General features: G+C 63.5%; 15 protein-coding genes. 6 read left to right on the top strand and 9 right to left on the bottom strand.

Going from position 1 to position 17,111, the window contains the following annotated elements; translation table 11 throughout:
* Positions 1-135: 135 nt before the first annotated feature.
* The 3 genes from hemL to FS777_RS00710 are packed head-to-tail and all read right to left on the bottom strand — an operon-like array spanning position 136 to position 2,870.
* Positions 136-1,419 carry a glutamate-1-semialdehyde 2,1-aminomutase gene (gene hemL, locus FS777_RS00720; RefSeq protein WP_058638961.1) on the bottom strand — a complete coding sequence of 428 codons (1,284 nt, stop codon included), beginning with the start codon at positions 1,417-1,419 and terminating at the stop codon, positions 136-138.
* Positions 1,420-1,435: 16 nt separating this feature from the next.
* Positions 1,436-2,059: a thiamine phosphate synthase gene (gene thiE, locus FS777_RS00715; RefSeq protein WP_058638962.1), complete on the bottom strand. Its 624-nt coding sequence runs from the start codon at positions 2,057-2,059 to the stop codon at positions 1,436-1,438.
* 13 nt (positions 2,060-2,072) lie between these two features.
* Entirely contained in the window at positions 2,073-2,870 is a 798-nt protein-coding gene (locus FS777_RS00710) for a hydroxymethylpyrimidine/phosphomethylpyrimidine kinase (protein ID WP_058638963.1), read from the bottom strand.
* Positions 2,871-3,132: 262 nt separating this feature from the next.
* Between FS777_RS00710 and FS777_RS00705 the strand changes: the two genes are divergently transcribed.
* Positions 3,133-5,118: a hybrid sensor histidine kinase/response regulator gene (locus FS777_RS00705; protein WP_145253603.1), complete on the top strand. Its 1,986-nt coding sequence runs from the start codon at positions 3,133-3,135 to the stop codon at positions 5,116-5,118.
* A 73-nt stretch (positions 5,119-5,191) separates the two neighbouring features.
* Here the strand turns inward: FS777_RS00705 and FS777_RS00700 are convergent, their stop codons facing one another.
* On the bottom strand, positions 5,192-5,569 hold the full coding sequence (locus FS777_RS00700) for a hypothetical protein (protein ID WP_058638965.1): 378 nt from the start codon (positions 5,567-5,569) through the stop codon (positions 5,192-5,194).
* Entirely contained in the window at positions 5,562-6,968 is a 1,407-nt protein-coding gene (locus tag FS777_RS00695; protein ID WP_145253600.1) for a PAAR domain-containing protein, read from the bottom strand. The genes FS777_RS00700 and FS777_RS00695 overlap by 8 nt, the downstream gene beginning before the upstream one ends.
* Before the next feature lie 296 nt (positions 6,969-7,264).
* Between FS777_RS00695 and FS777_RS00690 the strand changes: the two genes are divergently transcribed.
* The 3 genes from FS777_RS00690 (at position 7,265) to FS777_RS00680 (ending at position 11,128) form a co-directional block, all read left to right on the top strand.
* A complete protein-coding gene (locus tag FS777_RS00690) occupies positions 7,265-8,908 on the top strand; it encodes an acyl-CoA dehydrogenase family protein (protein WP_145253597.1) in 1,644 nt (547 codons plus the stop codon).
* Between the two features lie 111 nt (positions 8,909-9,019).
* Positions 9,020-10,483: an AMP nucleosidase gene (gene amn / locus FS777_RS00685; RefSeq protein ID WP_023534634.1), complete on the top strand. Its 1,464-nt coding sequence runs from the start codon at positions 9,020-9,022 to the stop codon at positions 10,481-10,483.
* Positions 10,484-10,489: 6 nt separating this feature from the next.
* Complete coding sequence (locus tag FS777_RS00680; protein WP_078477943.1) at positions 10,490-11,128, top strand: pseudouridine synthase; 639 nt, start codon at positions 10,490-10,492, stop codon at positions 11,126-11,128.
* Between the two features lie 36 nt (positions 11,129-11,164).
* Here the strand turns inward: FS777_RS00680 and FS777_RS00675 are convergent, their stop codons facing one another.
* Positions 11,165-11,368, bottom strand: coding sequence for a DUF2788 domain-containing protein (locus FS777_RS00675; RefSeq protein WP_023534618.1), 204 nt, complete (start codon positions 11,366-11,368; stop codon positions 11,165-11,167).
* A gap of 55 nt (positions 11,369-11,423) precedes the next feature.
* Entirely contained in the window at positions 11,424-11,900 is a 477-nt protein-coding gene (locus FS777_RS00670) for an Lrp/AsnC family transcriptional regulator (RefSeq protein WP_023534579.1), read from the bottom strand.
* A 396-nt stretch (positions 11,901-12,296) separates the two neighbouring features.
* On the opposite strand from FS777_RS00670, the gene FS777_RS00665 reads away from it, so the two are divergent.
* Complete coding sequence (locus FS777_RS00665; protein ID WP_145253594.1) at positions 12,297-13,091, top strand: DUF6515 family protein; 795 nt, start codon at positions 12,297-12,299, stop codon at positions 13,089-13,091.
* Positions 13,092-13,095: 4 nt separating this feature from the next.
* On the opposite strand, the gene FS777_RS00660 is transcribed toward FS777_RS00665, so the two are convergent.
* Positions 13,096-13,965 (bottom strand): cation diffusion facilitator family transporter, encoded by an 870-nt coding sequence (locus tag FS777_RS00660; protein ID WP_058603559.1) that lies wholly within the window; start codon positions 13,963-13,965, stop codon positions 13,096-13,098.
* 21 nt (positions 13,966-13,986) lie between these two features.
* Entirely contained in the window at positions 13,987-14,406 is a 420-nt protein-coding gene (locus FS777_RS00655) for a polyribonucleotide nucleotidyltransferase (protein ID WP_078477945.1), read from the bottom strand.
* Positions 14,407-14,523: 117 nt separating this feature from the next.
* On the opposite strand from FS777_RS00655, the gene hrpB reads away from it, so the two are divergent.
* Entirely contained in the window at positions 14,524-17,046 is a 2,523-nt protein-coding gene (hrpB, locus tag FS777_RS00650; protein ID WP_145253591.1) for an ATP-dependent helicase HrpB, read from the top strand.
* Positions 17,047-17,111 lie beyond the last annotated feature (65 nt).

Raw genomic sequence — 17,111 nt, 5'->3', positions numbered from 1 at the left:
ATGGCAGGACCCCTTCGTTACCTGTATGGCCTCATTGCACATGCGCCCGTTCCCATGGGGTATGCCCCTGGCGATGGCCGGTATACCCACCGTGATAGCGGGTACTACCAGCTACCAAGGTGGGAAGGCGCCGGGTTACTTCAGGGCTGCGAAGGCCTTTTCAGCCGCATCCAGGGTGATCTGCAGCTCTTTGTCGCCATGAACGATGGAGGTGAAGCCAGCCTCGAACGCGCTCGGCGCCAGGTACACGCCACCCTCGAGCATCAGGTGGAAGAACTGCTTGAAGCGACCGGCGTCACTGGCCATTACGTCATCGAAGGTGACGATGTCGTCGGCCCCGCTGAAGTACAGGCCGAACATGCCGCCAGCCTGAGTGGTCACGAACGGCACGCCGGCAGCATCGGCGCGCTGTTGCAGGCCGTCGAGCATGCGGCTGGTGTAGTCAGTCAGCTCGGCGTGGAAGCCCGGGCGGCTGATCAGCTTGAGCGTGGTCAGGCCGGCGGCCATGGCCAGCGGGTTGCCCGACAGCGTACCCGCCTGGTAGACCGGGCCCAGCGGGGCGATGCAGCCCATGATTTCGCGTTTGCCGCCGAAGCAGCCGACCGGCATGCCGCCGCCGACGATCTTGCCGAAGGTCGACAGGTCGGGGGTAATGCCGTAGTGCGCCTGCGCACCACCCAGCGAAACCCGGAAACCGGTCATCACTTCATCGAAGATCAACACCACCCCATGCTTGTCGCACTGCTCGCGCAGGCCTTCGAGGAAGCCCGGCGCCGGCGGTACGCAGTTCATGTTGCCGGCAACCGGCTCGACGATAATGCAGGCTACGGTTTGGCCCACTTCAGCCAGCGTCTTCTCGACGGCGGCGATGTCGTTGAAGGGCAGCGTCAGGGTGTGCTTGGCGAAGTCGGCGGGCACGCCGGCCGAGCTGGGCACGCCTTGGGTCAGCAGACCGGAACCGGCCTTGACCAACAGGCTGTCGGAGTGGCCATGGTAGCAGCCTTCGAACTTGATGATCGCGTCACGGCCGGTGTAGCCACGGGCCAGGCGGATGGCGCTCATGGTCGCTTCGGTACCCGAGCTGACCATGCGCACCATTTCCATGGAAGGCACCAGCGAGCACACCAGGTCTGCCATTTCGGTTTCCATGGCGGTCGGGGCGCCATAGGACAGCCCGTGTTCCAGCTGGCGACGTACCGAGTCCAGCACGTCAGGGTGGCCATGGCCCAGGATCATCGGGCCCCAGGAGCCCACGTAGTCGACGTAGCGCTTGTCATCTTCGTCGACGACGTAGGCGCCCTCGGCATGCTTGAAGAACAATGGGGTGCCGCCCACGCTCTTGAACGCGCGCACGGGCGAGTTCACACCACCGGGGATGTGTTTCTGGGCTTGGGCGAAAAGTGCTTCGGAACGGGACATGGAAAGTTCTCTCGAATCAGGATGCGAACAAGGCATTGAAGGCGCGGGCGCGGCGGGTGACTTCCTGCGCACTGTCGGCACCGAACAAGCCGTGGATCACCGCCAGCAGGTCGGCACCGTGGTGCACCAGTGCGGCGGCATTGTCGAGGGTGACCCCGCCGATGGCGGCGATCGGCAGGTTCACCTGGGCGCGAGCCTGCGCCAGAAGACGGACGTCGGCAGCCGGAGCGCCGGGTTTGGTGCTGGAGGTGAAAAAGCGGCCGAAGGCGACGTAGCTGGCGCCTTCGCGGGCTGCCTGGTCGGCCAGGTCGAGGCTGGCATGGCAGGTCGAGCCGATGATCGCCGCGCTGCCCAGCAGGGCGCGTGCAGGGGTCAGCGGCCCATCGGTTTGCCCCAGGTGTACGCCCACGCCAAGGTGCCTGGCCAGTTGGGCATCGTCGTTGATGAGCAGCTGAGTGCCATAGCGCTCGCACAATTGCTGGAGTGCCTGCGCTTCACGCAAGCGCCGCGCGGCGTCATCGCTTTTGTCCCGGTACTGCAGAAGGCATACACCCCCTTCGAGCGCTGCCTCCACATGAGACAGGAATCGGCCGGCCAGCAGTTGGCTGTCGGTGATGGCATACAGGCCGCGTAGGGTCATCGAGCACCTCGAGTCAGGAGCAGAAATCCAGAGGCAGGCGCCGAGGCACGAACTGGCCCCGTCCCAACTGCTCCGCATCGCGCAGGGTGCGCCAGGTGTAGTCCAGGGCGGTGCGCACGGCGCTTTCCAGGTGCTCGCCCAAGGCCAGTCGACCCGCCAGGGCGCTGGCCAGGGTGCAGCCCGAACCGTGGTAGCTGCCCGGCAGGCGTTGGCAGGTCGAGGTGCTGCGGTGACCGTCGCGGCTGTACAGACGGTTGTGGATTTCGACCTCGTCGCCGTGTCCGCCGGTGATCAGCACGTGCGGGCAGAACTCCAGCAGCCTGGCAGCGCACTCGTCGGCGCTGCCTTCGGGCAACTCGGCAAGAATGCGGGCTTCGGGCAGGTTTGGCGTGGTGATGGTCGCCAGCGGCAACAGGCGTTCACGCAGGGCATAGCCTACTTCATCCTTGCCCAGGCGCCCGCCGCCGCCTGCGCGCAGCACCGGATCGCACACCAACGGCAGGTGCGGGTGCGCAGCCAGCAGCTCGGCCACGGTATCGACCATGTCGATCGAGCCGAGCATGCCCAGCTTGACCGCAGCCACCGTGGAGTCGGTGAGCACGGCATTGGCCTGGGCCAGCACCCACTCACGGTCGAGCACGCGGAAGTCGGAGACATTGACGGTATCCTGCACGGTCAGGGCGGTCACCGCGGGCGCGGCATGACAACCTTGTGCAAGCAGGGCTTCGATATCTGCCTGCAAGCCGGCGCCGCCACTGGGGTCGTGGCCGGAGAGACAGAGGACAACGGGGCGGGAGGCGTAGGTATTCATGGTCGGCGAGCTTACCACCAAACCTGTTTGTGCGGACCTTGCCCGTGCAGGTCGGTGGATTTTTTGGTGCGAGATGGGCAACGCTCAACGCCGCTTATGCCCGTGCCAGAGCGGTCCTGTGGGTTTTGTGCCGCCGCTCGATGCACCTAGAAGCTGTGCTAGAGTGCGCAGATAAATCGATAAACAGGTTCTGCAGGATTTCGTCGTCTCAAACGGAAAGGGGGCAACCGCGACGCGACCGGACAGGCCATGCTGGGGCTGTATGCGCTATTTGCTGATTATGCTCATGGGTTTGCTGCCCGCATTCGCCGAGGCGGTGGACATCACCGCGGCCACCCGTCACCTGCCTCTGGGCAAGGTCATGCAGGTCTACGAAGACCCGGACGGCAGCGCCAGCATCACGGAGGTCAGTGCGCCCGACTTCGCACAGCATTTTCTTTCCCACCCTGAAGACGTGCTCAATGCCGGGTTTTCCAAGTCGGTGTTCTGGCTCAAGCTCGAGCTGCACCCTGACGCGGAGCCGGGCATGCCCCGGCACTGGTTGCTGGAACTGGCCTACCCACCCCTCGACCACCTCGAGCTTTACCTGAAGGGCCCGGACGGGCGCTTTCACCTGGCCCAGCGCACCGGTGACGCACTGCCTTACTCAAGTCGGGAGGTTCGGCAGGACAATTACCTGTTCAACCTGCAATTGCCGCCTGGGCAGGTCACCACCGTCTTCCTGCGGCTGCATAGCCAGGGCTCGGTGCAGGCGCCGCTGGCCCTCTGGTCGCCCCAGGCCTACCTGGAAGCCCAGGCCACGCGCCTGTATGTGCTGGGGATGATCTACGGGGTGCTGTTGGTGATGCTGGTGTACAACCTGTTCCTGTACCTGAGCGTGCGGGACGTCAGCTACCTGTACTACATCCTCTACATCGCCTCCTTCGGTCTTTACCAGGTCTCGGTCAATGGCGCCGGCATCGCTTACCTGTGGCCCGACAGCCCATGGTGGGCCAATGCCTGCACACCGTTGTTCGTCGGCGCAGCTGCGCTGTTCGGCTCCCAGTTCGCCCGGCATTTTCTGCAACTTCGCCATCAAAGCCGCGGCTTCGACCGGTTGCTGCAGGCGCTGATGCTGGGCGGTGCCGTGGTGATGGTGCTGGCCGTGAGCGTACCCTATGGCGTGGCCATGCGCCTTGCCACCGCCTTGGCGCTCGTGTTCAGCCTGGGCGTTTTGTGTGCAGGGCTCAACGCCTGGCGGCGCGGGCTGCGCGTGGCGCGCTGGTTCATCATCGCCTGGACCGCGTTCCTGCTCGGGGGGCTGGTCAACACGCTGATGGTGCTGGGCTACCTGCCGAACATGTTCCTGACCATGTATGCCAGTCAATTGGGTGCTGCGCTGGAAGTGGCGTTGCTATCGCTGGCCCTGGCCGACCGCATCAAGACGCTGCGCGATGAGCAGGCCCGTACCCTGCGTGAAACGGGGCAGCAACTGGAGCTACTCAACCAGCAACTGGCCAACAGCAACCGGCTCAAAGACGAGTTTCTGGCCTGCGCCACCCATGAACTGCGCACCCCAATGAATGGCGTGATCGGTTCCCTGGAGTTGATGCATACCCTGCCGATGGACGCGGAAATGGCCCGCTTTCATCAGACAGCGGTGGGTTCGGCCCAGGGCATGATGAACATGGTCGACGCCATCCTGACCTTGTCCGAACTCCAGGCAGGGCGGCTGCGTGCGCAGCCAGCACCTTTCGACCTGCGGGCACTGCTGCACGGCGTGCGCGCTGGCTATGCCGGCCAGGCACTGGGCAAGGGCCTGTATTTAAGTGTGGACATCCCGGCGGACCTGCCCGACCGACTGGTGGGCGATGGGCCGAAACTTGCCCGCTGCCTGGGATGTCTGGTGGACAATGGCCTGAAATTCACCCATCAGGGTGGTGTGATGATCCAGGTTCGCGGACAGCGCAGGGGGCCTAATCAACTGGCCTTGACGTTTACCGTGAGCGACACGGGTATCGGTTTCGAAGACCTTGACCAGTCGATTCTTTACCAGCGGTTTTTCCAGGTGGATGGGTCCATGACCCGGCGCTACGGCGGGTTGGGCATTGGCCTTGCCATCTGCCGGCAGATGAGCGAATTGCTGGGGGCACGGCTGTCACATCAATCGGCGCCTGGGGTGGGCAGTCGGTTCGAGATGAGTGTGGAGTTGGCGATTTCGCAGGGGCAGGTGGCTGTGCAGGGGAGTGAGGGGCGGCGTTGGCGGTAAGCATCGGTAGGTTAGGACGATTTGCTGTTAGCTAAATGGGCAGTGCGATAACGTGGGCGTGCGACTCGGGGTATCAAAGAAAGTAAGAACCTATGATTAACCAGCCGAAGGCGACTGTGTTCAGCCATGAGGCGGCCACAATCCGCTTTCTCACGGATGGTGGAAATTGCTCATAGTCTTGTGCGTCAAGCATGCCTTGTCGAATACTTGATTTTGGATACTTTATGACCCCGGCGACCATGAATGTCACAAACATTCTCGCACGCAAAGTCTTTTCACCACAAAGGGTGACAATAAAGGGTAGGCACGCACTGCGCTGCAGGGCCTCGATCATGATTTTGTATTCTTTGGAGCCTGCGATACGCAGATCCATGGCGAGGCCGGTCAGTCCGAGAATAAAGGGAGTGGCAAGAAAAAGTAATTGAAGCTTGATGTCAAGGCTCTTAATCATCTTCCAAAGCCTCGAAAATTATGTCACCGAAATCTTCACCGAATTGCATACCTTCGAGGCTCCCCGCCAAAGCCCCTGCTCCGGTAATTGCAATGACGCATATCAACGCCTTCGGGCCAGCCCTCCAGCAAATTTTAGGGGACAGCTCCCTAGCTATCTTGGCACCCAACCAACTACCGCCTAGTCCACCCGAAAAATTACCAGCCTCAGTAAAGCGGATCCTTCTACACGCTTTCGTATTCCCCACCCGGCACGCATCGGCAATATTCATCGCTGATCCAATACCCCCGAGCGCAATACCCACTGCCCCTCCAGCCTTCAAATACTTGGCCATCCTTGCCAGTTTGTCCAAGTGAGTGGAATACCCCGGTATGTCCGTGGGCCCGCCTGCTTTGCTCCAGTGGTGCACCAGGCTTTTGGAAGAGATACCCAAGTCTCGGCGCAGTGTTGAGTAATCCCCAAGATTAAGCCGCTTATTGAGAAGGGTGGCCTTCAAACCGGCACTCAACTGATTGAACAGCTGCTGGCGCTGGGCGAAGAATTCCGGGTGGCGAAGGTGCCCGTGCTTGGCAAATTGCGCTTTGTGCAGGTCTTCGATTTTGCGCAAAAGGCTGGTGATCTCATCCAGTGACTTACCCGCCACTGTCTCGGCTACGCCCATGGCCAGACTGGTATCACCAAACAGCGCGGCTATCTCGGCCTGATGCTGCATCATGAAGCCGGCTTCCTCCTCTGTGAGGCCGGCCAATGCAGCGCGCGCCTGCTCCGCTGCACTCATAACCGACATCTCCTGCCGGGTACACATCGGGTACCTCGATTCTTCACCCACGACGAATATCTCGCCCGGTTTGAATCCGTTCCGGAAGGTTGGATTAAGCCGTTCCAATGCTGACCGAGACAGGTGCGCGTGGGGCGAACCGAGTTCTACCAGCACCTCTTCATACGACATGCTGCGCGGCACGATGTAGAAACCAGGTTCATTGCTGTGCTGAGCCGCTGAAGGCGCCGCGTCCCGGAACCGCTCCGGACTGATCGCCCTATTGCGTGCTTGAGGATGTCGCAGCGCGTCACTGACCGGTTCAGATGCAGGTGCCCTGAACGTTGCAGGTACTGCAGATCCGCCTGCAATTACGCGGTTGCTGCCTGTAGGGCACCCACACGCCACCAATGCGCCGTCAAGGACCGTAGGTATGCCGTCCTGCTTCCAACGGGGCTCGCCCTCCACCAGCGTGCCAGGTTGCCCGCAGCGGGGGCAGGGCGTGGTCTTGTCGCCTTGCAGCAGCCAGTTACGGCCATAGACGCGACCTCTGGATTGCCCGGCAATGCAAATGGCGCCGGTGGTGGTTTCATCGCTGTCCAGGCCTTGGTACCGACCCAGGATGCTGATGCGCATACTCATGGCTTGCCTGCTGTTCATGAAAGAACCCGCAACCTAGCAGGCGGTATCCACTTATGTGCGCTTGATTCAGCTTCTAGGAAGACTCCCACGGACTATTGGGAACCGGATTACAAGTTCTTGACGGCCTCATCTGTTCGGGCGCCGCACGAACACGCCGCTGGCGACCCTGATAATGCAGGTCTCAAAAGCGCCGCTCATCACGCACCCCTGCCTTTAGTCAGGAATGCCCCTTTGTCCACCGACCAGACAGTGCTTCACTGGGTATCTCACGCCTGCCCGGATTCAGGAGCGCCTCCATGAACCTGCACCAGTACGCTGAAACCCACGAGGTCACCAACCAGCCGCCACCGCTGGACGGAGTCAACCTGTACCGCCTGGACCTGCCGTTACAGGAGTGGTCCAGGCGCTTTGGTGCCGACTGGGCGCAGTCTCGGATCGATGCGTACGGCGCGCTGGCCGGTGGGCCGTTGATGCAGGCAGGCTTTCTGGCCAATGCGCACAAGCCGGTGTTCAGCAGCCATGATCGATACGGCCATCGCATCGATCTGGTCGAATTTCACCCCGCTTATCACCAATTAATGCGCACCGCCGTCGAGCATGGGCTGCCGTCGCTGCCCTGGGCCGAGCCGCGCCCGGGCGCCCATGTGGCCCGCGCGGCGATGACCTACCTGCACAGCCAGGCCGAGGCCGGGACGGGCTGCCCATTGACCATGACCTTCGCTGCGGTGCCGGCCCTGCGCCTGCAACCGGAGATCGCCCACTACTGGCTGCCCAAGGCGCTGTCGCGTGAATACGACCCGCGAAACGTCGGCGACCGGCACAAGGCCGGCGTCACGTTGGGCATGGCCATGACAGAGAAGCAGGGCGGCACGGACGTGCGCGCCAATACCACCCGTGCTTACCCCGTGGGCGCGACGGGGCCCGGCCAGGCCTACGAGCTGGTGGGTCACAAGTGGTTCTGCTCGGCGCCCATGTGCGATGCCTTCCTGGTCCTGGCCCAGACCGAGCGCGGCCTGAGCTGCTTCCTGCTGCCCCGCCACCGCCCGGACGACAGCCGCAACCAGTTCTACATCCAGCGCCTGAAGGACAAGTTGGGCAATGTCTCCAACGCTTCCAGCGAAGTGGAGTTTCGCGGTGCGCTGGCCTGGATGATCGGTGAGGAGGGCCGAGGCGTGCCGACCATCATCGAAATGGTGGCCATGACCCGTTTCGACTGCATGGTCGGCTCCAGTGCCCTGATGCGTCAGGCGCTGACCCAGGCCCTGCACCACTGTGCGCATCGGCAGGTGGCGGGCCGCCTGTTGTCCGAGCAGCCGCTGATGCAGAACGTGCTCGCCGATCTGGCGCTGGAAAGCGAAGCGGCATTGGCCCTGAGCCTGCGCATGGGCCACGCCCTCGAACAGCTCGACGACCCCCAGCAGGCGCATTTCGCGCGCTTGGTCACGGCGGTGGGCAAGTACTGGATCTGCAAGCGTGCCCCGGCCATGATCAACGAAGCGGCCGAGTGCCTGGGCGGGGCAGGGTATGTGGAGGACAGCATCCTGCCGCGGCTTTACCGCGAGGCGCCCGTTAACTCGACCTGGGAGGGTTCGGGCAATGTGCAGTGCCTGGATGTGCTGCGCGCCTTGTCCAAGGAGCCGGGTGTGCTGGAGGCGTTGTTCGCCGAACTGGGGGACGGGCACGGCGACAAGCGCCTGGCCACCTGCATCGTCAACCTGAAGGATGCGTTTCTCGATACCGGCGATATCCAGTACCGGGCGCGACAACTGACCGAGGCCATCGCCTTGGCCTTGCAGGCCAAGTTGCTGCTGGAGGCTGGTCATTCTGCGGTCAGCGATGCGTTCATCGCCAGTCGCCTCACAGGGACGGGGCGCACTTATGGCACGTTGCCGCGCGGTGTGGACGTACAGGCCGTGATGGCGCGGGCCATGGCCATCTGACAGGCCGGCCCTGTACGCCCCAGCTGCGCCTCCCTGCATCATCAAGGGGATGAATTTACCCAAGAAGGCAGGCAAGATGGTTCGCATGCATGTCCAGACAGGAAGCACAGTGTGAGCCACGCGTTTGAAGTCGTTGATACTCCCGAACAGGCCGTCGATCGTCTGGCGGCCTTGCATGAGCAGGCCACCGGTGCCCTGAGCCAGGCCCTCAAGCGTTACCTCAAGGACCGCACCGAGCCCGACGCCCAGGAGCGTGACCTGTTCCGCTACCCGGCGCTGCGCCTGACCTACCACAGCAATGGCGAGGTCGCTGCCACCACGCGGGCCTATGCCAAGGTCCAGGTGGCTGGCACCTACAGCGTCACCATCACCCAGCCGGCTGCTTTTCGCGGCTACCTGCTGGAGCAGTTGCGCCCGCTGATGCACGACTACACCGTCACCGTTGAAGTGGGGGTCAGCGAGCAGCCCATCCCGTATCCGTACGTGGTCGACCAGGGCGACGAGCTGGCCGGCAGCGGCATCACCGCCGCGCAGCTGGCGCGGGTGTTCCCCAGCACCGACCTGTCCTCGGCCACCGACAACATCGCCGATGGGCTCTACGACTGGGACAGCACCGATACCTTGCCCCTTGCCCTGTTCGATGCCGCGCGCGTGGACTTCTCGCTGCGGCGCCTGGTGCACTACACCGGCAGCGACTGGCGCCACGTGCAGCCCTGGATCCTGCTGACCAACTATCACCGTTACGTGGACCAGTTCATCAGCCATGGCCTTGAGCAGTTGCGCGATGATCCGCGTTTCGTGCGCATGGTGCTGCCGGGCAACGTCGTGATCGAAAAGAGCATGGACCACGGCGAGGCCCAGGCGCTGGTCGCCGGTGTGGTCTGGCACCGCTACCAGATGCCGGCCTACCACCTGATTGCAGGGGACGGCGACGGCATCACGCTGGTCAACATCGGCGTCGGCCCGTCCAATGCCAAGAACATCACCGACCACCTAGCAGTGCTGCGCCCGCATTGCTGGCTGATGATCGGGCACTGCGGCGGGCTGCGCCAGTCGCAGACCATTGGTGACTACGTGCTGGCCCACGCCTACATGCGCCGCGACGGCATCCTCGACCGCGTGGTGCCGCCGAACATTCCAATCCCGGCGCTGGCGGAGGTGCAACTGGCCCTGCAGGAAGCCGCCGCCCAGGTCACCGGCGAGCGGGGCGAGCAGCTCAAGAAGCGCCTGCGCACCGGTACCGTGCTGACCTACGACGACCGCAACTGGGAGCTGCGCTGGGCTCAGGAACGGCCCTTGATCAACTTGTCCCGCGCCGTTGCCGTGGACATGGAAAGCGGCACCATCGCAGCCCAGGGCTATCGCCTGCGGGTGCCGTACGGCACCTTGCTGTGCGTGTCCGACAAACCGCTGCACAGCGAGATCAAGCTGCCGGGCTCGGCCAACGCGTTCTACAACCGCGCGGTCAGCCAGCACCTGAAGATCGGTATTGCGGCGCTGGATCTGTTGCGCACCGAGCTCAATTCGCTGCACTCGCGTAAACTGCGCAGCTTCGACGAGCCGCCGTTCCGCTGAGGATCCATGTCACTGCCACCCCGTTCCAAGCCGCGCCGCCCCCAAGGGCGGCCTGCGCCTGGTGCTCATCGCCAGCCCAAGGCGCCACCCGCCGAGCCGCGGTTGATCCTGTTCAACAAACCCTTCGACGTGCTGACGCAGTTCAGCGACGGCGAGGGGCGGGCCACGCTCAAGGATTTCATCGACATCCCGGGCGTCTACCCCGCCGGCCGGCTGGACCGGGACAGTGAAGGCCTGCTGCTGTTGACCAACGACGGCGCCCTGCAGGCGCGTATTGCCGACCCCAAACACAAACTACCCAAGACCTACTGGGTGCAGGTCGAGGGCGAGCCCACCGAGGAGCAGCTGCGCCAGCTGCGCGAAGGCGTGCAGCTCAATGACGGGCCAACGCTGCCCGCCGAGGCCCGCAGCCTGGAAGAGCCCACGCTGTGGCCGCGCAACCCGCCGGTACGCTTTCGTAAAAGCGTCCCGACCCGTTGGCTTGAATTGGTGATTCGCGAGGGCCGCAATCGCCAGGTACGGCGCATGACCGCCGCTGTGGGCCTGCCCACCTTGCGCCTGGTGCGCGTGCGCATTGGCGATTGGGCACTCGATGGGCTGGAGCAGGGCTGCTGGCGCGAGGTGGCGCCGACCCTGCGGCGCTAGGCGTCATGGCCGGCGCGGACGTGAAGACCGCGCCGGCTACACCCCCTCGATGAACCCCACCACCACGCTCTTGATGATGAACGCCAGCACACCCAGGCCGAGCACGAAGAACAGGATCAGGGTGCCGAAACGCCCCGCCTGGGATTTTTTCGCCAGGTCCCAGACGATGAAGCCCATGAAGCCGATCAAGGCGGTCACCAAGATGATCATCATCCACTCTTCGAATACGGCAGGATCCATTGCAGTGCTCCAGGCGGGTTGAGGGGGGCAAGTATACGCGTGAGGTGGCAACCGATCAGCGAAGGTGGGTCAATGGAAGCTCGGTGCTGGCCAATACCTGGTTGAGCACGAAGCTTGAACGCACGCTGGTGACGCCCTCGATGCGCGTGAGGCTACCGAGCAGCAGCTTCTGGTAATGGTCCATGTCGGGCACGACGACCTTGAGCTGATAGTCGGCGTCCATCCCGGTCACCAGACTGCACTCCAGCACCTGGGGCAGATTGCGAATGGTGGCCTCGAAGGTTTCGAAGCGCTCGGGGGTGTGCCGGTCCATGCCGATGAGCACGTAGGCGGTCAGGCTCAAACCCAGCTTCTTGCGATCGAGCAAGGCCACCTGGCGGGAAATGTAGCCGTCGTCTTCGAGTTGCTTGACGCGGCGCGAGCAGGGTGAGGGTGAAAGGCCGATGCGTTCGGCCAGCTCCTGGTTGGAGATGCGCGCGTCGCGCTGCAATTCAGCCAGAATGCTCAGGTCGTATCGGTCCAGCTTGCTCATGAATCATGCCTTTTCTGTTCGGATTGCGGCGAATTATCAATCCAGGGTTAAAAATTGCGCAAGTGCTATTTATCTGAGCAATCTTCGCAATCCCGTGCCGGTGCGCGCCCGGTATCTTTATCACCAGAATCACTGCCCGGACATCAGTCCACGGCGATGCGCCCCAGACGGGCGCTCGCGGCCAAGCCATCCAACAGGATGGGCCAGGCCCCCGGGCTACGCACCTTCCAGAAGACGGTGTGAGGTGAGCCGGGGCCACAAGCGCCGAGCACGGACGACAATTGCTGAAGGGAGGCCCACATGGCCTCCCTTTTTTCATGGCTGAAATTTAATGGGCGGCGCGGTGGGGCGCGGTAGACTGGCGCAGTCAGCCGTTTTCCCGTCGAGAGGACTACCATGAAGTCGCACATCTGGCAGTGGGCAGGTGTTGGTTTGCTGGGCATGGGCATCAGCGTGGCAGCCCTGGCGGCCGGGCCCAACGACGGCCCAGGCGCGCTGCCCCCCGCCGCTACAGGGCCAGGTATCGAGGCAGGGCCTGCGCCTGGGCGTGCGCTCAAATCACGGGACGAAGTCGGGCAGACGCAGCCCCCACGGCCAGGGTTCTACCAGGATATTCCCCGCCGCCCCGGTGATGGCCCGCGGTGGCAGGGCCGCCCTGGTGGCCACGGTGAAGGCTGGGGCCCCGGCCCGCACTACCGGCCTGGCCAGACCGTGGACCGGTTCCCTGACCGCTTCTGGAAGGTGCCCTACCAAGGGCAGGACTATTTCTACTCGGGCGGGTACTGGTATCGCCCCTGGGAACGGGGTTACCAGGTCGTGGTGCCGCCCCCAGGTGCGCGAGTCAGCTACCTGCCGCCCTATGCGCACAAGTTCCGCGTGGACGGTGCGATGATGTACCTGGTCGCCGACACCTACTATCGGTACCTGGAAAACAGTCGCGAGTACGTGGTGGTCAATCCCCCAGAACCTGCGCTAGCAGCGGCGCCGGGGTATGACGTGGTGGCTTATCCGCGTTATGGGCAAGGGCAGGAACAGCAGGATCAGGATCGCTACCAGTGCCACCGCTGGGCGGTCAGCCAGTCGGGGTTCGATCCTGCCATGGCTGCCTATGCGCCGGCGCCTGCGGTTGCAAGTACCTACCAACGGGCGCTTGGCGCGTGCTTGTCCGGGCGGGGCTACAGCATCAACTGAAGGGCTACACCGGGTCGGCGTGCACCATTACATCGGCTTTGGGGTACTGATCGCGGATCACCTCCGAGGCCTGCACGCACAGGCCATGGGCGTGATGCAGCGGCAGTTGCCCAGGCAGCTCGATGTGCAACTGCACGAACCACTGGTTGCCCGATACCCGGGTGCGCAGGTCGTGCACGCCCAGCACGCCATCGATAGCCAGCACGCGGTTGGCCATGTCTTCACTGACATCCACGGGCAGCTCCTTGTCCATGAGAATCGCCGTGCTTTCGCGTGCGATCTGCAGGGCGCTCCACAGGATGTACAACGCGATGCCCAACCCGAACAGCGCATCGAGTTGCGGCCAGCCGAAGCGCGCCAGCAGCAATGCCAGCAAGATGCTGCCGTTGAGCAACAGGTCGGAGCGGTAGTGCAGGGAATCGGCGCGTACCGCCGTGGAGCCTGTGGCGCGGATGACCTTGCGTTGCAGGGCCAGCAGCGCGACGGTCAGCACCAACGACAACAGCATTACCCCGATACCGATGGCGGTATCGCCCAACGGCTGCGGGTTGCGCAGACGCTCCAACGCCTGCAAGGCGATCAGCACGGCACTGCCGCCGATGAACAGCGCCTGGGCGATACCGGCCAGGGCTTCTGCCTTGCCGTGCCCGAAGCGGTGGTCGTCATCGGCCGGGCGCAGGGCGTAGTGCACGGCCAGCAGGTTGAGGAAGGACGCCACGGCGTCCAGGGCCGAATCGGTCAACCCGGCCAGCAGGCTCACCGAGCCGCTCAACCACCACGCCAGCGCCTTGCTGACCACCAGGATGCTGGCCACCGCCAGGGAGGCGCGCGTGGCCAGGCGAAGCAACCGTTTGTGTTCGGCCGAGGTAGTCATGTCAGGCGGTTGTCCTTGGCATCAGGCGGCAGGCACCAGCCCTAGGCTGGCCAGTTGTTCAGCACTGCCGCGGTGCTGGATCAGGCGTGGGTCGTCCAGCGGCAGGCGTTGCCCCAGTTCGCTCTCCAGAATGGCCTGCAGCTTGAGGTTGTCCACGGTGCCATCGGCATTGACGGCGTCTTTCAGCTTGGCAGGGTCCACCTGCGCGGTTTGCCCTGGCGGGTAGTAGATGGCGCCGGTGGCGAAGTCGATACCGAAGGCGATCAGCCCGGGGATGATGTAGAACAACAGGCCAACGGCGTCCAGCACGGCGATCGCCGGGTCGACCTTGCCGTCGATCTGGCCGCGACGGTCTGGATAGAAGATAGAGCCGCAAGCCGTCAGTTGCGTCAGCAAGGTGCCCACGAGGGCAGCACCGATCAGGCGGGAAGCAATGCGCATGTAAATCTCCGGGCGTGGCGTTCGGCAGGCCAGGCAAGGCGCCTGAGCCCGCAGTTAAGACCATGATAGGACAACGTCGGTTCGCCGTTATACTCGCCTGCTTGTTCGAGGGCCACCATGATTTCATTACCTATAGACCTTGTACTGGCAGATCTGCGACAGGCCCTGGCCCGTCGCAATGAAGTGATCCTCGAAGCGCCCCCAGGTGCTGGCAAGACCACTCGGGTGCCCCTGGCGTTGTTGCATGAACCCTGGCTGGCCGGGCAAAAGATCCTGATGCTCGAACCTCGCCGACTGGCTGCGCGGGCGGCGGCGGAGCGTTTGGCCAGTGAGCTGGGTGAGCAGGTGGGTGAGACGGTCGGTTACCGCATTCGCCTTGAAAGCAAGGTAGGGCCGCGTACGCAGATCGAAGTGGTCACCGAAGGCATCCTGGCTCGCCGGCTTCAGGATGACCCGGCGCTGGAGGGTGTGGGGGTAGTCATCTTCGATGAGTACCACCTGCGCAACCTCGATTCTGACCTGGCGCTGGCGCTGTGCCTGAGCGCCCGTGAACTGCTGCGCGATGAACCCCCGCTCAAGCTGCTGCTGATGTCTGCAACGCTGGAGGGTGCTCGCCTTTCGAAGGTGCTGAACGATGCACCCGTGGTCACCAGCGAAGGCCGGATGTATCCCGTCTCGACGGTATGGGGCAGCCCCTATCAGCCGGGCGAGCGAATCGATGCGCGCATCACGGATACGTGCCTGGCTGCCATCGATGAACAACCTGGCAGCCTTCTGGTTTTCCTGCCGGGGCAGGCAGAGATTCGGCGGGTGGCAGAGGACCTCAAGGCGCTGCTCGGCAGCCGTCCAGAGGTGATCGTGTGCCCACTGTACGGTGACCTCGACCTGCAGGCGCAGCGTGCGGCGATAGACCCCGCACCCAAGGGGTCGCGCAAGATCGTATTGGCCACGAACATCGCCGAGACCAGCCTGACCATCGAAGGGGTGAGGGTGGTGGTGGACAGCGGCCTTGAACGAGTGCCCAGGTTCGACCCCCGCAGCGGCATGACCCGACTCGACACACAGCGCATTTCCAAAGCCAGCGCTACCCAGCGTGCGGGGCGGGCTGGGCGCCTGGAGCCCGGCGTCTGCTATCGGCTGTGGTCGCAGTCCCAGCACGAACAGATGGCCGGCTACAGCACCCCTGAAATCCTGCAGGCAGACTTGGCAGCCTTGGCGCTCCAGTTGGCCCGATGGGGTATGAAGCCGCAAGAGATGACCTGGCTCGACCAACCGCCAGCAGCGCCATTCGCTCAAGCCAGAGACTTGCTCAAGCGCCTGGGCGCCCTCGACGATGCTGGGCAGCTCACCCCACACGGTGCGGCCATGAGCGCGCTGCCAGCCCACCCCCGGATCGCCCACATGCTCATCAAGGGCAATGCGATGGGCCTGGATGACCTGGCATGCAACATCGCGGCACTGCTGGGCGAAAAGGACATTCTGCGTGGGGCCGGTGCTGACCTTCACACCCGGCTGAGTGCCCTGTCAGGGGAGCAACATTCACGTCGTAGCGGCGGTTCTCTCCAGCGGGTGAAGCAGTCGGCTCGGCAGTACCGATCCCTACTGCGTGGGAAGGCCTTCAGCCCTGTCAGCGAGCCCGATCACCCACGGTGGGTAGGGTGCCTTCTGGCGTTTGCCTACCCTGACCGAATCGGCCAGCAGAGGCATGCAAGTGCATCCGAATACCGTCTCTCCAACGGTCGTGCTGCGGTGTTCTCAGAGCCCGATGCGCTAACCAAGCATGAGTGGCTGGTGGTTGCCGACCTGGGTAGCCGGCAAGGGCAGCGTGAGGAGCGGATCTACCTGGCGAGTGACCTCGAGCCTGCTCTGTTCGATGACGAGCTGGCTGACCTTGTGAAGTCTGTCGATGAGGTTGACTGGGACGAAAGGGAAGGGGTGCTGAAGGCTGAGCGGCAGTTGAAGGTGGGGCAGCTGATCTTGTCGACGAAAGCGCTGCCGAGTCTTGATGAGCACACCCGTTCGCTTGCCCTGGTCAACCTGGTAAGGCGCAAGGGCATCGAGCTTCTGCCCTGGAACCCTGAACTGCGGCAGTGGCAGGCCCGAGTGGGTCTGTTGCGCCAGCTGGATATCGAGGGTGGGCAGGCACACAGCAAGTGGCCTGACCTGAGCGATGCCAACCTGCTGGACACGCTGGACCAGTGGCTCACGCCCTACCTGGGTAAAGTCACAAGGCTCAGCCACTTCAGCCAGCTGGACCTGCCCTCGATCATCAGAAACCTTCTGCCCTGGCCACTTCCACAGGAGCTGGACACCCAGGCACCCCAGGCGATCCAGGTGCCGTCCGGCTCGAATATCCGTATCGACTACTCGCAGCATCCGCCCATCTTGGCCGTGCGGCTTCAGGAGCTGTTTGGCCTGGCAGAAACCCCTCGTATTGCTCAGGGCAGGCAGCCGCTGGTGCTGCACTTGCTGTCGCCGGCTCGCAGGCCTGTGCAGGTCACCCAGGATCTGGCGAACTTCTGGCGCAGCACTTACGTGGAGGTGAAGAAGGATCTGAAGGGGCGATACCCGAAGCACTACTGGCCTGAAGACCCATTGGTGGCCGAAGCCACGGCTCGTGCCAAGCCAAGAGGGACGTAGGGGCGTGGGCGATTCAACCACGCTCCCAGCCTTTTACGTTCACCTCTTTTGCAAGCCTGGCTTTG

Source organism: Pseudomonas sp. DE0157 (genome assembly GCF_007678615.1).
GTDB classification, from domain to species: Bacteria; Pseudomonadota; Gammaproteobacteria; order Pseudomonadales; family Pseudomonadaceae; genus Aquipseudomonas; species Aquipseudomonas parafulva_B.
Note: the sequence above shows the minus strand (reverse complement) of the source record. Positions and strands in the feature narration are given on the sequence as shown.

Coding starts and splice junctions, on each gene's coding strand:
- FS777_RS00705 (WP_145253603.1), top strand. CDS start 3,133: ATGCGCTATTTGCTGATTATGCTCATGGGTTTGCTGCCCGCATTCGCC.
- FS777_RS00655 (WP_078477945.1), bottom strand. CDS start 14,406: ATGCGCATTGCTTCCCGCCTGATCGGTGCTGCCCTCGTGGGCACCTTG.
- FS777_RS00710 (WP_058638963.1), bottom strand. CDS start 2,870: ATGAATACCTACGCCTCCCGCCCCGTTGTCCTCTGTCTCTCCGGCCAC.
- FS777_RS00700 (WP_058638965.1), bottom strand. CDS start 5,569: ATGATTAAGAGCCTTGACATCAAGCTTCAATTACTTTTTCTTGCCACT.
- FS777_RS00690 (WP_145253597.1), top strand. CDS start 7,265: ATGAACCTGCACCAGTACGCTGAAACCCACGAGGTCACCAACCAGCCG.
- hrpB (WP_145253591.1), top strand. CDS start 14,524: ATGATTTCATTACCTATAGACCTTGTACTGGCAGATCTGCGACAGGCC.
- FS777_RS00660 (WP_058603559.1), bottom strand. CDS start 13,965: ATGACTACCTCGGCCGAACACAAACGGTTGCTTCGCCTGGCCACGCGC.
- hemL (WP_058638961.1), bottom strand. CDS start 1,419: ATGTCCCGTTCCGAAGCACTTTTCGCCCAAGCCCAGAAACACATCCCC.
- FS777_RS00680 (WP_078477943.1), top strand. CDS start 10,490: ATGTCACTGCCACCCCGTTCCAAGCCGCGCCGCCCCCAAGGGCGGCCT.
- FS777_RS00695 (WP_145253600.1), bottom strand. CDS start 6,968: ATGAGTATGCGCATCAGCATCCTGGGTCGGTACCAAGGCCTGGACAGC.
- FS777_RS00675 (WP_023534618.1), bottom strand. CDS start 11,368: ATGGATCCTGCCGTATTCGAAGAGTGGATGATGATCATCTTGGTGACC.
- thiE (WP_058638962.1), bottom strand. CDS start 2,059: ATGACCCTACGCGGCCTGTATGCCATCACCGACAGCCAACTGCTGGCC.
- FS777_RS00665 (WP_145253594.1), top strand. CDS start 12,297: ATGAAGTCGCACATCTGGCAGTGGGCAGGTGTTGGTTTGCTGGGCATG.
- FS777_RS00670 (WP_023534579.1), bottom strand. CDS start 11,900: ATGAGCAAGCTGGACCGATACGACCTGAGCATTCTGGCTGAATTGCAG.